General features: G+C 68.2%; 16 protein-coding genes and 1 tRNA gene. 11 read left to right on the top strand and 6 right to left on the bottom strand.

The features are described from left to right. Window position 1 precedes the first annotated feature (1 nt). The 4 genes from B446_RS37075 to B446_RS16690 all read right to left on the bottom strand — a co-directional run bounded on the left by B446_RS37075 (window position 2) and on the right by B446_RS16690 (window position 3,144). Entirely contained in the window at window positions 2–1,414 is a 1,413-nt protein-coding gene (locus B446_RS37075) for an AAA family ATPase (RefSeq protein WP_078614726.1), read from the bottom strand. A gap of 470 nt (window positions 1,415–1,884) precedes the next feature. Further along, complete coding sequence (locus B446_RS16700; RefSeq protein ID WP_043478445.1) at window positions 1,885–2,262, bottom strand: hypothetical protein; 378 nt, start codon at window positions 2,260–2,262, stop codon at window positions 1,885–1,887. Beyond that, window positions 2,262–2,690 carry an ATP-binding protein gene (locus tag B446_RS16695; protein ID WP_043475777.1) on the bottom strand — a complete coding sequence of 143 codons (429 nt, stop codon included), beginning with the start codon at window positions 2,688–2,690 and terminating at the stop codon, window positions 2,262–2,264. Before B446_RS16695 ends, B446_RS16700 begins: the two co-directional genes overlap by 1 nt. Window positions 2,691–2,736: 46 nt before the next feature. Next, window positions 2,737–3,144: an NUDIX hydrolase gene (locus tag B446_RS16690; protein ID WP_043475774.1), complete on the bottom strand. Its 408-nt coding sequence runs from the start codon at window positions 3,142–3,144 to the stop codon at window positions 2,737–2,739. Window positions 3,145–3,253: 109 nt separating this feature from the next. Here B446_RS16690 and B446_RS16685 point away from each other — a divergent pair, with 109 nt between their 5' ends. From B446_RS16685 to B446_RS16640, 10 genes are all read left to right on the top strand, one after another. After that, window positions 3,254–4,042 carry a GntR family transcriptional regulator gene (locus B446_RS16685; RefSeq protein ID WP_020940620.1) on the top strand — a complete coding sequence of 263 codons (789 nt, stop codon included), beginning with the start codon at window positions 3,254–3,256 and terminating at the stop codon, window positions 4,040–4,042. A gap of 168 nt (window positions 4,043–4,210) precedes the next feature. Beyond that, window positions 4,211–4,567, top strand: a complete 357-nt coding sequence (locus tag B446_RS16680) for a hypothetical protein (RefSeq protein ID WP_020940619.1) — start codon at window positions 4,211–4,213, stop codon at window positions 4,565–4,567. Beyond that, window positions 4,567–5,943: an FtsK/SpoIIIE domain-containing protein gene (locus tag B446_RS16675; protein ID WP_020940618.1), complete on the top strand. Its 1,377-nt coding sequence runs from the start codon at window positions 4,567–4,569 to the stop codon at window positions 5,941–5,943. The genes B446_RS16680 and B446_RS16675 overlap by 1 nt, the downstream gene beginning before the upstream one ends. A gap of 33 nt (window positions 5,944–5,976) precedes the next feature. Further along, window positions 5,977–6,597: a DUF2637 domain-containing protein gene (locus B446_RS16670; protein ID WP_020940617.1), complete on the top strand. Its 621-nt coding sequence runs from the start codon at window positions 5,977–5,979 to the stop codon at window positions 6,595–6,597. A gap of 11 nt (window positions 6,598–6,608) precedes the next feature. Continuing rightward, complete coding sequence (locus tag B446_RS16665) at window positions 6,609–6,800, top strand: mobile element transfer protein (protein WP_020940616.1); 192 nt, start codon at window positions 6,609–6,611, stop codon at window positions 6,798–6,800. 16 nt (window positions 6,801–6,816) lie between these two features. Beyond that, window positions 6,817–7,011, top strand: a complete 195-nt coding sequence (locus B446_RS16660; protein ID WP_020940615.1) for a hypothetical protein — start codon at window positions 6,817–6,819, stop codon at window positions 7,009–7,011. Window positions 7,012–7,035: 24 nt separating this feature from the next. Further along, on the top strand, window positions 7,036–7,281 hold the full coding sequence (locus B446_RS16655) for a hypothetical protein (protein WP_020940614.1): 246 nt from the start codon (window positions 7,036–7,038) through the stop codon (window positions 7,279–7,281). 156 nt (window positions 7,282–7,437) lie between these two features. Then, window positions 7,438–8,718, top strand: a complete 1,281-nt coding sequence (locus tag B446_RS40255) for a replication initiator (protein ID WP_078614725.1) — start codon at window positions 7,438–7,440, stop codon at window positions 8,716–8,718. Continuing rightward, entirely contained in the window at window positions 8,711–8,893 is a 183-nt protein-coding gene (locus B446_RS16645; RefSeq protein WP_020940612.1) for a helix-turn-helix domain-containing protein, read from the top strand. Before B446_RS40255 ends, B446_RS16645 begins: the two co-directional genes overlap by 8 nt. Next, entirely contained in the window at window positions 8,893–10,047 is a 1,155-nt protein-coding gene (locus tag B446_RS16640; protein WP_020940611.1) for a tyrosine-type recombinase/integrase, read from the top strand. The genes B446_RS16645 and B446_RS16640 overlap by 1 nt, the downstream gene beginning before the upstream one ends. Before the next feature lie 76 nt (window positions 10,048–10,123). Here B446_RS16640 and B446_RS16635 read toward each other — a convergent pair. Both B446_RS16635 and B446_RS16630 read right to left on the bottom strand, forming a co-directional pair. Further along, a tRNA-Arg gene (locus B446_RS16635) sits at window positions 10,124–10,199 on the bottom strand. Between the two features lie 87 nt (window positions 10,200–10,286). Continuing rightward, the gene (locus B446_RS16630) at window positions 10,287–11,582 is read right to left on the bottom strand and encodes a M6 family metalloprotease domain-containing protein (RefSeq protein ID WP_043475768.1); all 1,296 of its coding nucleotides are present in this window, start codon (window positions 11,580–11,582) and stop codon (window positions 10,287–10,289) included. 291 nt (window positions 11,583–11,873) lie between these two features. Here B446_RS16630 and B446_RS16625 point away from each other — a divergent pair, with 291 nt between their 5' ends. Further along, window positions 11,874–12,515 carry a TetR/AcrR family transcriptional regulator gene (locus tag B446_RS16625; protein ID WP_020940609.1) on the top strand — a complete coding sequence of 214 codons (642 nt, stop codon included), beginning with the start codon at window positions 11,874–11,876 and terminating at the stop codon, window positions 12,513–12,515. The last annotated feature ends 234 nt before the right edge of the window (window positions 12,516–12,749 follow it).

Here is a 12,749-nt window from a genome sequence, read left to right as displayed (position 1 = left end):
CTTAACTCCACATCTCCTCATTCTCGTAGCCTGGTTCGAGTCCTACAGTTTCCGACCAGTATTTATGAATGATTTGGGGGGAGTGTGTGGCGACCATGAATCGTGCGGAATTAATTGCTGCGATGCGCACGATGTCGTTGAGGAATTCCTTTTGCCATACTACATGCAGTGAGATTTCTGGCTCGTCAATCAAAACAAGACTGTTAGGTTTCACGTTAAACAGCAAGTCGTAGGCAAGTACCAGTTCATGCTGTTCGCCTGAACTAAGCTTGCTCGGAGGAATTTCCTTTCCGCCTGCCGTTACGACGTGAAAGCCCTCTCGATCGAGGACTAGTTCCTTGTACAGGAAGCGAGAGTTGACGATTTCCCGAAGAAGGTCAACGCGATTCAGCAGCTCTTTGAAGGTGTTGAGCTTTTCTTCCGTGTCGTCGAGGTAGGTCCAAAGAACCCTCCGCTCCCAGTTTTCAAGCGGGCGATCAGGTAGCGGTAGTTCACCGGATGCGTCCAATACCGAAATTTGAGTCAGCCTGCGCCTGATCTCATTTTGCTCTGAGTAACGGCTGCGGATCGCGTCCTCGGTGATCTCGGGATGCAGGTTGGTCTCAGAGAGGAGCCTACGAGGAAACGACCGATCCAATCCTTGTGAGACCCGAGAATTCTGAGCCATGGCCTCACCGAGCCTGCGAGAGAAATCCTCGGAAAAGCGCACCACTGTTGGCTGGCGGACGTTGTCTGGATCACGTGATGAACGGCTTGGGCGCATAGCCTGAAGGTTAATCAGGCGTTGAGTTTCAATTAGATGGACTGTGATCGAGGAGAGCGTATCGGAAATCTCCGCTGGAATTTCATCCAATTGTGGAACTAGTGGCGCGCGAGGAAGTAGTTCGCTATACCTCTGATAGATCTCTCGCGCAGGTACAATGTCACCGACGGATAGGTCACGCCACTTAGTGCCGGTAACTCGCCTAATGGGAAGTTCGCTCTCCATCAAGCGAAGGAATCCGGGAGAGAATTCTCCCCGCCTGAGGGCTTTCGACGCATTCCAGGGAATTGTTCTGCCGCCGGGCTGTTTGAGCTGAAACTTAAGTTCCTCGCTAAGGCTTTCCTCTTCCCCCATTCCGGGGAGGGCTTCCTGCCCTGTGCGCTCGATTATGATCGCGCTGCCATCATTGAATTCGAAGACGGCCGATCGGAATGGAATTTCGGAGATTAGCTGCAGGTTCATTGAAAAGGTGGCATCGATGAGTTCCAGCAGTTTAGTCTTGCCGATTCCATTAGGGCCATGAAGAATTACAAAGTCTTTCTGGGGGGAGAAGGGGATTTCGTGATCGAATCGCCCGAGGAGTTGTGACACCTCAACGCGCACTAGCTTGCGATCCTGGTCCTCGGCGTCGTCCGGGCGACCGTCTGCCATGCCTTCCTCCCCGAGTCGGCTGCTGGCCAGAAGATATATGCTCCTGGTCACAACGCGCCATGGGTTCGCTACTTAGACGGAAGTATTGGCGATCCGGCGCAGGGTGGCAGCAAGGTCGGTGGAGCGGGTTTGGCCGGTGGCCTGCCCGGTCTGGGGTCGAGCATGATCAGGGGGCCGTACGCTGGTTGGCAACTCGGGCAGGCTTTGGGCCTGACCGCAATGTGCACGAGTGGCCCCCTGGTCTTGCTCGACGCGGGACCCGGACCGGGGAGGTGGCTAAAGCCGTGGAGCCGACCGCCCCAGCCACGACGTATCCCTTCTTTGGCATCAGGCGACTCATTGCCATGAGCGCGGCACGGGTGCCGGCCGGGCTGGAGCGGGACGGAGGCAGGAGCGCAGGCCCGGCCGGGGGCCGGGCCGCGCGCGGGGAGCGGAGCGAGCCGCCTTGAACCAGTAGAGAAAGTTGTAACTCAGTCGGTCGCGTGGGCCTTGAAACAGTATGCGCACGCCGGTAGTTCGGTGCCCTGGCGGTGAGCCAGCGGCAGGAAGAGCACCGGTCGGATCGTCCACGTGATCCGGGTTCCGGCGTGGGTGACAGACACCGTGCACGGCTCCGCACGCAGCAGGGCTCGTCGGGTCTCGATTCGGCCCTCGTACAGCCACTCCCAGGCCTCATCGGAGGCATCCGCGTCCAGAGCCGGTGAGATCGTGCGGAGTACGACCGCTACCCAACGGTCCGCCTGCGGCGCGGAGTAGGCGTCGAAGGATGCCAGCAGTGCCGGCGGCCACTCCTCGGTCAGGTCCTCGGTCCAGCACTCGCACCAGTAGCCCCGCTGCGGTGGCGTCATCAGCACGGGCCGCCTCCCCGCCGGGCGTCCGCGTACAGCTCCGCGGTGACCGTGTGGCCCTGGTCGCTGTCGTGCACGACGACCCGGTGAGCGATGACGCTGACCATGCCCAGGCCCCGGCCGTGCTCGGCGTCCTGGTCCTGGTGCTCGGCCTTTGGGGCCGTCCCCGTACCGCCGTCGTCCGTGACCGAGACCGCCACCACCTGAGCGGAGACCGCGACGGCCAGGTGGAAGCTGCCGTACTCCCGTCCGCTCGCCGTGTGGAGGATCGCGTTCGCGCTCAGCTCGCTCACGATCAGTTCGGCGTCGTCGGCTAAAGGGGAGCCGCGCAGGATGTCACGGGTCCATCGGCGGGCCCGGCTCACCTCTTCGGGGAATCCTGGGCAACTCAGCCCCCAGACCCGAGCCTTACTCGTATACTCGTGCATACAAGTCCCTTTACGCTGGTAGGCCGCCATGTGCAGCGGGTTCGGGCTAGACGAGTTTCACGCCGTCGTGGGCGCGGATGGTCGGCGGGGTCGTCGCATCGAGTGCGTCCAGGACGCGGATCGAGTACGCCTCGTCGGCAAGCTCGGTGACCTCTTCGCGGGTGGCCCAGCGCAGCGCGCGGGTCTCGTCACCGGTGGTGGGCACACCGTCGGCGGCTTCACAGCGGAAGACCAGCGAGACGATCAAGCCTGTCATGTTCTTGTAGACGCCGGTCAGAGTCGCGGGAAGCGCGATCTTGATGCCGGTCTCTTCGAGGACTTCGCGCTGAAGAGCTTCCGGGATGGTCTCCTCGCGTTCGAGGATGCCGCCCGGCGGCTCCCAGTGACCGTTGTCCCGGCGCTGGATCAGGAGGGCCCGGCCCTGGTCGTCCACGACGACCCCGGCGACGCTCACGGAGTGCGGGCGTTCAGTGCTCACGTTCCTCGGCCCTCTCGGCTGGCTAGGCTCTCCACCGTAGCAACAGAAGTCGCCCACTCGTCTAGATACCTAAAGGAGTACTCACGTGAGCCCTCTTCCTTCGGGCCTCCTCGGTGATCTCGACCCCACGAGCGATCGTGCGGTCTTCCGGCAGATCGCCGACCAGCTGCGCGAGGCCATCGACCGTGGGCGATTCCGTGAGGGCGAGAAGCTGCCCTCCGAAGCCGAGCTGGTCGAGCACTACGGCGTCTCCCGGATGACCGTCCGGAACTCCTTCTCCGTCCTCACGGGTGAGGGCCTGGTGCACGCCGAACACGGCAAGGGTGTCTTCGTCCGGCCGCGTCCCCCGGTGCGCCGGCTCGCCTCCGACCGGTTCGCCCGGCGCCACCGCGAGCAGGGCAAGTCCGCCTTCATCGTGGAGGCCGACGCCGCAGGCAGTCATCCGACGGTCGACAGCCTTGAGGTCAAAGAGGAGAAGCCCAGTCAGGACATCTCCACCCGGCTCGGGTCGGTGCGGCGCGTCCTCGCTCGTCGGCGCCGGTATCTCCTCGACGGGCGGCCGGTCGAGTTCGCGACCTCCTACCTCCCGCTCGACATCGCCCGCGGCACTCCTATCGCCGAGCCCAACCCGGGTCCCGGCGGCATCTACGCCCGCCTCGAAGAGCTGGGGCACCACCTCGACCACTTCGAGGAAGAGATCCGCGCCCGCATGCCCTCGCCCGCAGAGGTGAAGCTCCTGCACCTGGCGGCCGGCGTGCCTGTCATCCACCTGATCCGGACCGCCTTCGACACCGAGGGTCGCGCCGTCGAGGTCTGCGACACGGTCATGGCAGCGGACGCGTACGTCCTGTCGTACCAGCTCCCGGCGACCTGATCCCGGGAGCGGCGGTAGTGCGCGGGGACGCTTCTCCGAACTCGTACACACCGACACGCTTACTCGTATAGACGAGTGGGCAAGTTGTGTGGCAAGGTGATCGACGTGATCCCGGAGATCGGGCTCACGGATCGACTCTTGTATAGACGAGTAGATGGGGGTAGTACCTTGCGCACCATCCGCGTTGAGACCTCCGCCGCGACGATCCTCCTCACGGAGGCTCCCGAGCCGAAGGTCCGTGACCGGCAGACCGGCGAGATCGCCAAGGACGCGACCAGCGGCGAGGCGCTGATGACCATCGGCGTCGTCTACATCGAGGACGGTGAGTCCTCGCTCATCAAGGTCACCGTTCCCGAGGGCGGCGTCTCCGAGGGCCTGATCCTCGGCTCGCCGGTGTCGCTGCCCGGCCTCATCGCCCGGCCGTGGGAGTCCGTCTTCAACGGCCAGCAGCGCCACGGCATCGCCTACCGGGCCGCCGCCGTGACCCCGGCCGCCTTCCCGGCCGTCTCCGGGGCCGCCGCCTGATGTCCGACCTGACGACGCTCCTCGAAGTGGGTGGTCCTGTCGCCGCACTCGGCGGCGGGGCCGCCTACGCCCGGGCCAAGCACCCGGCGGCGTACTGGTCCACGGTCGGCCTTCCGGTGTCCACGGTCCGGCTGCTCAGCTCCTACGGCTCGGTCATGGAGGCATGCGGCCTGACCGTGGCTCCCTCCCGGCTGCGGGTCCTCGCCGTCAAGGCCACGACCCAGCGCGAAGTGCGGCCCGTACCGCCGCGCCGGGGCATCATCCGACCCACCACGACCGGACTGCGGATCCGTCTTCGCCTGGCGCCGGGCCAGGAGCCCGCCGACTTTGCGGCCTCCGCCGAGCGACTGCGGCACGCCTGGGGTGTCCACGCCGTCTACGTCACCACCGTGAAGCCTGGGGTCGTCGACCTGCGGCTCGTCGGCTACGACGTCTTACGGCGGGTGCGCATGCCTCGCAAGGCCGCGCACGGCCCCCTCAAAGTGCCGGTCGCACTGCGAGAAGACGCCACCCCCTTCGTCCGGGACTACCGCACCATCCCCCACCAACTCACTCTCGGCGCCACCCTGTCGGGCAAGTCCATGTACCTGCGGCACCTGGTCGCCGGGCTCGCTCCTCAGTCCGTCGCCCTGGTCGGCATCGACTGCAAGCGGGGCGTCGAACTGGCCCCCTTCGCACCCCGGCTCTCCGCGCTGGCCACCCACCCGGAGCAGGCGGCCGAGCTGCTGCCCGTGCTGGTCGACGAGATGGAGGACCGGTACGACCTGATCAAGGCCCGGCAAGGCATCACCCCTGGCACTCCGGACGAGGAGATCACCTCCGACATCTGGGGCCTACCCGACCACGAACGCCCCGTGCCAATCGTCCTGTTCGTGGACGAGGTCGCTGAACTCTTCCTCATCGCCACCAAGAAGGACGAGGAACGCCGCGACGAGATGGTCACCCAGCTCATCCGGCTCGCCCAGCTCGGCCGCGCCGCCGGCATCTATCTGGAGGTCTGCGGGCAACGCTTCGGCGCCGAACTCGGCAAAGGCGCCACCATGCTCCGCGCCCAGCTCACCGGCCGCGTCTGCCATCGCGTCAACGACGAGGCCTCCGCGAAGATGGCTCTCGGCGACATCGCACCGGAAGCCGTCCAGGCAGCCTGTTCCATCGCTCCCGAACGGCCCGGCCTGGCCGTAGCGGGCGACACCTCTGGCGGCTGGTCCCGCATCCGCACGCCGTACCTCTCCCTCGGGGACGCTGCCGAGACCTGCCGCGAGTCGGCCCACCTGGTGCCCGACCTGCCCGCGCTGAAGCCCTTCCGGCCCGACGTACCCGTGCGCCCGGTCGAGACCGCGGCCCCGGTCTTCCTGCCCCGCCCGGTCATCGACTGATTCCCTCCGTTCGACTCCGGAAGGAGCCGCATCATGCGCGCCCGCTTGGTCCGCGTCGACGCGGTGCTCGTCCAGGCGCTCATCGCCGCCGCGCTGTCCTTCGCCCACCTGCACGACGTCGCCGTGGCGGCCGGACAGGACGGCTGGAAGGCCTGGGCCTACCCCGTCTCCGTGGACCTGCTGCTCGTCGCCGCCTGGCGTCGACTGCGCTCCGGTACAACCAAAACGGCGGCCTGGTGCTGGTTCGTCGTCGCACTCACCGCATCCCTCGGCGCCAACGTCGCCACCGCCGGCCTCCTCGACCTCGGAAACGTCCCGGCCTGGCTGCGCATCCTCGTCGCGGGCTGGCCCGCCGTCGCTTTCCTCGGCGGCACCCTCCTCGCGCACACCGCGCCGAAGACGGGCCCCGGTGCGGAGGTCGTCGAGGACCAGGAGGACGAGCCCGAAACCGCGCCCGAACCGCCCGCCCAACCCGCCATCGAGGCACCGCCTCAACCCCCGCCCGTATCCGTGCCGTCCGCTCTGGTCGCCCACGCCCGCAAGGTCGCCGCCGAGCATCACGCCCGAACCGGCACCCCGATCGACACCCCGACCCTGCGCGCCCGCCTCGGCGTCCCGGTGCCCATGGCCGAAGCCATCGCCGCCCACCTCTGAAAGGAGACCGAATGTCCGCCAACCGCAGCTTCCGCAACGTCACCCGCATCGGCCCCGTCCAGGTCGGCACCGCCTACGACAACCGCGGCCGCGAGAAGCACACCGCCGCCTGCACCGCACCGCGTTGCGGCTTCTCCGCCGACTACGACAGCCGCGCCGCCGCCGAACTGGCCGCCCGCACCCATCGCTGCCCCATCCGCTGAAAGGACCCGGACCACCGTGACCGTCAGCCTGCCGCTCGTCGTCGTTCTCGGCTTCTTCGCCTGGGGAGCGATCAAGTTCCTCGGCGTCCGCACCTGGATCGTCGTCCTCATTGCCCTGTTCGGCTTCTGGCTCTCGCACACCTTCCTGGCGCCCGCCATCGAGTCCGGCACGCGGTCCGGCGTGGGTGTCGTAAACGGCTCACATGACTAGACGAGTAGGTAAGGAGAGCCCGCCGTGTTTCTGCCCAAGTACCCGGACAACCCGACCCCGCCGCCGGTTCACACGCATGCCCCGACCGACCCGGCTCCCGCCCGACGCGCCCTGCCGTCGATCTCCATCGACCAGAAGACGGTCGCGGCCGTGGTCGTCGCGGGCGTGGTCCTCACCGCGCTCCTGGCCGCCGTCGCCGTCACGGCCATCTCTGTAGCCATCGCCGCTGTGGTCCTGCGCTCGCTGCTCCGTGAGCACAACCGGCGCTGAGGCGCCCAGACCTCCGGGGCGGCGAGACACGGCCAGCATCCGCCGCCCCGGAGGCCGATCCCTCCCGACAGTGCCCGTCAGAAGGAGACCGCCATCTTCGCCCGCATCACCCCGCCGCCACTCCCGGAACTCAGCAACCTCGCCGCCGACGGCACCCTGCCGGGTATCCTCCGTCAGCTCTCCGGGCTGGGCGGCTGCACGCACCCGATCCGGCTGGACGGCCACCGCACCGAGTACGACGTCGACATCACGACCGGCGAGATCGGCCGCGTCCTCCAGCACCTCGACTCGGCCGCCCTCCCGGCCGGTCAGCTCCTCGTCCGCTGCAACAACCGCCGCACCACCCGCTGTCCGGCGTGCGCCGAGGTCTACCGCCGCGACACCTTCCACCTGATCACCGCCGGACTACGCGGCGGCAAAGGCACCCCGGAACACGTCGCCGCCCACCCTCGCGTCTTCGCCACCTTCACCGCCCCCGGCTTCGGCCCGGTCCACAACCGCCGCACAGACGGCCGCCCCTGCCGCTGCGGCACCCACCACGACCAGGACGACGACGCCCTTGGCACACCGCTCGCCCCGGACACCTACGACTACGAAGCGGCCGTCCTCTGGAACGCGCACGCCGGACAGCTCTGGCGGCGCTTCTCCATCTACCTCCGCCGAGAGGCCGCTAAGCGCGCGGGCCTGTCACAGCGCCACTTCCGCCAGCACGCCCGCATCTCCTTCGCCAAGGTCGCCGAGTACCAGAAGCGCGGAGCCGTCCACTTCCACGCCGTCATCCGTATCGACGGCCCCGGTGGCGGCGACACTCCGCCCCCGGCCTGGGCGACCGCCGAACTGCTCACGGACGCCATCGAGGCCGCCGCCGCCAAGGTCCGCGTCGACGGCCCGGTCATCGACGGCCGTGCGCACACCTTCGCCTTCGGCCGACAGCTCGACGTCCGCACCATCCGCTCGGCCGACTTCGACGGCGGCCAGGAGCTGACCGAGCGGGCCGTCGCGGCGTACATCGCCAAGTACGCCACCAAGGGCGCCGAGACCGCCACGGGAGCTCTCGACCGCCCGCTCAAGTTCGCCGCCGAACTCGCCCAGCTCGACATCAGCGACCACGCCCGCCGCCTCATCCGCACGGCCTGGACCCTCGGCGCCCGCAAGGACCTCGAACACCTCCGCCTGCGCGCCTGGGCTCACATGCTCGGGTTCCGCGGCCACTTCTCCACCAAGTCCCGCCGCTACTCCACCACCCTCGGCGCCCTCCGCGACGCCCGCGCCGAATGGCGCCGAGCCCAGGCAACAACCGACGAACGGCCGACGGACACGACGTTCGTCCTTGCTCACTGGGTGTTCGCCGGCACCGGCCTGTCCGACACCGAAGCCTGGTTGGCCGCTTCTCTCGAACCCGCACCCGGAACCGAAGGAGAACCGACGCATGCATGACGACGAGCTGCTGACGGTGCCCGACGTGATGGCACGGCTGAAGCTTGGCCGCTCCACGGTCTACGACCTCATCCGCTCCCGGCGGCTGCCCTCGCTCACCATCGGCCGCTGCCGCCGCATTCCGGCGCGCGCCGTCCGCGAGTACATCACCAACGAACTGGAGGCGGTGGCCTGATGGCCAGTCAACGCAAGCGCAACCCGAACGGCGCGGGCACCATCACCAAGCGCAAGGACGGGCGCTACCAGTGCGCCGTCTACGTCCTCCAGCCGGACGGCACCCGCGCTCGCAAGTTCGCCTACGGCAAGACGTGGGCTGAGTGCGACGCCAAGCGCCGTGAACTGCTCGACAAGGTCGACCAAGGAGTGCCCGTGCCCACTCGCTCCGCCAAGCTCTCCGAGTGGCTGCCCTACTGGCTGGACAACGTCATCAAGCCCCGACGCAAGCTCAGCACCTACGACAAGTACGAGGCACACGTCCGGATCTATCTCGTGCCACTGCTCGGCGCCAAGCGCCTCGAATCCCTCAGCGTCGCCGACGTCCGCCGGTTCATCGTCCGCCTGGAGAAGGAGGCCACCGCGGCGACCGCCAAGGAGTCACACCGGGTTCTGCGCTCGGCGCTGTCCTCCGCCTGCCGCGAGGAACTGATCACGCGCAACGTCGCCAAGCTCGTCGAGCCGCCTCGCACCGACAACCGGGAACTCAAGCCCTGGACCCTGGACGAAACGCTCGACTTCCTGGCCGCCTCCCGGAAGGACCCGCTATACGCGGCGTTCGTGCTCGCCATCGCCATGGGCCTGCGGCGGGGCGAGATCATCGGGCTCCGCTGGTCGGACCTCGACCTCGACAACCGTGTCCTGTACGTCCGGCAGCAGACCCAACGCCGCCGGGGCGTCCTCTACGACGACGACCCGAAGAGCCGCAGGCGCCGGGCCGTCCCGCTGCCCGCCCTCTGCATCGCGCCCCTGCGGTGGCACCGCATGCGGCAGGCGGACGCCCGCGCCAAGGCGGGGGAGGGGTGGAACGAGTCGGACTACGTCTTCACCACCCGGACGGGTCGCCCGGTCGAGCCGCGCAACGTCTACCGCTCCTTCACCCGCGTCGCCCGGTCCGCCGGCCTCCGCGTGATCCGGCTGCACGATGCCCGTCACGGGACGGCCACCCTCCTCACGGCGGCCGGTGTCGCGCCCCGCGTGGTGATGGAGATCCTGGGCCACTCTCAGATCAGCATCACCATGGATGTCTACACGCACGTCGTGCAGGACACCCAGCGGGAGGCCATGAGTCACATGGACCGGCTGCTCCGGAAGAGGCGGCCCGAGCGGGGGTGACTGCCCTCGTTGATGTCAGAAGTGGATGTCAAAGGCCCCTCGCCTACGGAAATCCGTAGGTGAGGGGCCTTTGAACTGGTGCCCCCGGCAGGATTCGAACCTGCGACACCCGCTTTAGGAGAGCGGTGCTCTATCCCCTGAGCTACGAAGGCGCGGTACTCGGTCCACAGGGTACCGGATCGGGCCGAGGTGTGTGCGGGGTGATCTTCGGTCAGGCGGGGCCCGCTGTCCCCCCCCGCCTACCCCCGAGTGATGCGCACCCGGTACGCCCCGCCGGGCGTCCCGCTCAGTACCTGGATGGTGATCCGGTGGCGCGGGTCCTTGAAGGTCTGGCCGACGGAGAAGGGGGCGTCGGAGAGTTCCGCGTGGACGTTGGGGCTGCGGGTGCAGCCGCCGCTGTCGCGGTGGCCGTCGAAGACCGTGATGGGGCCGCGCCCGGTGTCCACGGTGGAGTCGACGCGGTAGATGAGGATGCCCGGCTCGCAGACGTCCTCGTCGTTGCCGCCCGGTGCCCGCAGCTCCAGCGCGTACACGCTGCGGGAGTCGACCGGCACCAGGACGAGTTTGCCGCCGCCCGCCTTGTACAGCGGGGTCAGCGTGTACTCGACGCTGCCCCGGGCCCCCGCGCAGCCCACCTGGGTGCCGTCCAGCCAGCCCAGTTTCCACTTGTGCCAGCCGAGCAGGTCGTTGTTGGCCCCCCAGTCCTCGCTCATGATGTCCCAGTGCCCGACCGCGCCCCCGCCCTCCTGGGTGTACAGGTCGGGCAGGCCGAAGGTGTGGCCGTTCTCGTGCGGCAGTACCCGGTAGCCGGTGCGGGCGTAGGAGCCGGAGCCGTCGTCCTGGCGGGAGTAGACGAAGGACGCGTTGGATATGGGGACGCCGTCGGCGACCGGGGCGTCGGAGTTGCCGGCGAAGGTCACGGACAGCACCGTGTCCAGGGCGGAGGGGCCGGCGTTCGGGGTGACCAGCACGTTCAGCAGGTCGTACGAGCGGAAGTCCACGTCGGGATCGGCGGCGGCGACGATGTCCTGGACCAGTTCCCGGTAGCCGGGGTCGAAGGGCGCGCCGCGCTCTATGCCGTACGCCTTGAAGGGTTTCGGCATCCGCAGCCAGGTGGGTATCGGCGTCTCGGGGCGGTAGTCGAGCCGGCCGTAGGACGCCGTGCGGAACCACTCCTGGGTCTGCGGGAAGAACTCGTGGAAGCGGTCGAGCGCGCTGCCCTGTCCGGGCGCGTCGGAGAAGTCGACCATCAGGGTCAGGGCGTGGACCGTGCCCGTGGAGTGCGAGTAGCCGGTGGGGGTGGGCAGACCTTCCGTCATCTGCACGTCCAGGCCGCCGCGGAGGAAACAGGGGGAGAGTGCGGAGGAGCGGGCCAGGCCGACCGGCCCCGCGGTGGTGCGCGCCGTCAGACGCCCGGTTCCGGCCGAGGTGCTGACCGCGAGGGTCAGGACGGTCACCGCGGCGAGGGCGGCCACACGGCGCGGGCGTATGCGACGCGGGCGTATGCGGCGGCTGCGGGGCGACTGCGGCTGCATGCATGGACCTTTCGCTCCACGGCAGCCGCCGGTCTCCGACTGCACCCTTGCGATCACCCTGTGTCGCCGGGGTGACGGCCGCGCGCTGGAGGAGACCGATCGTGGGAAATCCCGGCGCGGGCGGGTGGGACGCCCAGGCGGCGGGTGTGAGCCAGGTCACGGGAATTCTTTTCGGCGGCGGGAAATAACCGGGGAACCTCTCCCCGTTTAGACCTGTGTCCGAGTGAAACGGGGAGTCACTCCCCGGATCCCCTCACCGCCCGGACACCGTCGAGACCTGAGGAGGACGCCGTGCAGACCGCAGCCCCCGAGCGCAAGGTGCCCCGGCCGCGCGCCGATGCCGTGCGCAACCGGGAGCGGATCGTCACCGCCGCCCGGGAGATGTTCGTCGAGCACGGCCCGGACGTGCCGCTCGACGAGATCGCCCGCCGGGCCGGTGTCGGCAACGCCACGCTGTACCGCAACTTCCCCGACCGCGACGCCCTCGTCCGCGAGGTCGTCTGCTCCGTGATGGACCGCACGGCCGAGGCGGCCGAGCAGGCCCTCGCGGAGACCGGAGACGCCTTCGCCGCACTGGAGCGCTTCGTGCACGCCGCCGCCGACGAGCGGATCAGCGCCCTGTGCCCGATGGTCTCCAGCACCTTCGACCAGCACCACCCCGACCTGGAGGCGTCCCGGGAGCGCGTCGAGCAGCTCGTCGACGAGATCATGGGCCGCGCCAAGGCGGCCGGGCAGCTCAGGACCGATGTCGGAGTCGGTGACCTGATGGTCGCCGCGGCCCAGCTCAGCCGGCCTCCGGCCGGTACGGGCTGTCTGTTCGGCGACCGCTTCGTGCACCGTCATCTGCAGCTGTTCCTGGACGGCCTGCGGGCCCCGGCCCGCTCCACCCTGCCGGGCACGGCAGTGACCATGAAGGAGCTGCGTCAGTCCTGACCGCTTCCGCGATCGCCTACCCCCTCGCCCGGTCCCGCATCGGCCGATTCCGTACCGACCGGCTGCGCATCTCCTGGCTCCCCATCGCCCAGTTCCGTCTCACTCAGTTCCGTCTCACTCAGTTCCGTTTCGCTCAGTTCCGTTTCGCTCGGTTCCATATCGCTTAGTTCCGAACGGCTCGGCGGTCCTTCCTTCCGTCCGGCCTCCCTCTCTTCTGCTCTTTTCCGTCACGAA

Origin of the sequence: Streptomyces collinus Tu 365, assembly GCF_000444875.1 — a bacterium.
In the GTDB taxonomy this organism is placed as follows: domain Bacteria; phylum Actinomycetota; class Actinomycetes; order Streptomycetales; family Streptomycetaceae; genus Streptomyces; species Streptomyces collinus_A.
The sequence above is the reverse complement of the archived record's forward strand: the minus strand, read 5'-3'. Positions and strand labels throughout refer to the sequence as shown.

Excerpts from the sequence above, each read along its gene's own strand:
- B446_RS16640 (WP_020940611.1), top strand. The coding sequence starts at position 8,893 with ATGGCCAGTCAACGCAAGCGCAACCCGAACGGCGCGGGCACCATCACC.
- B446_RS16630 (WP_043475768.1), bottom strand. The coding sequence starts at position 11,582 with ATGCAGCCGCAGTCGCCCCGCAGCCGCCGCATACGCCCGCGTCGCATA.
- B446_RS16675 (WP_020940618.1), top strand. The coding sequence starts at position 4,567 with ATGTCCGACCTGACGACGCTCCTCGAAGTGGGTGGTCCTGTCGCCGCA.
- B446_RS16665 (WP_020940616.1), top strand. The coding sequence starts at position 6,609 with ATGTCCGCCAACCGCAGCTTCCGCAACGTCACCCGCATCGGCCCCGTC.
- B446_RS16670 (WP_020940617.1), top strand. The coding sequence starts at position 5,977 with ATGCGCGCCCGCTTGGTCCGCGTCGACGCGGTGCTCGTCCAGGCGCTC.
- B446_RS37075 (WP_078614726.1), bottom strand. The coding sequence starts at position 1,414 with ATGGCAGACGGTCGCCCGGACGACGCCGAGGACCAGGATCGCAAGCTA.
- B446_RS16645 (WP_020940612.1), top strand. The coding sequence starts at position 8,711 with ATGCATGACGACGAGCTGCTGACGGTGCCCGACGTGATGGCACGGCTG.
- B446_RS16700 (WP_043478445.1), bottom strand. The coding sequence starts at position 2,262 with ATGACGCCACCGCAGCGGGGCTACTGGTGCGAGTGCTGGACCGAGGAC.
- B446_RS16695 (WP_043475777.1), bottom strand. The coding sequence starts at position 2,690 with ATGCACGAGTATACGAGTAAGGCTCGGGTCTGGGGGCTGAGTTGCCCA.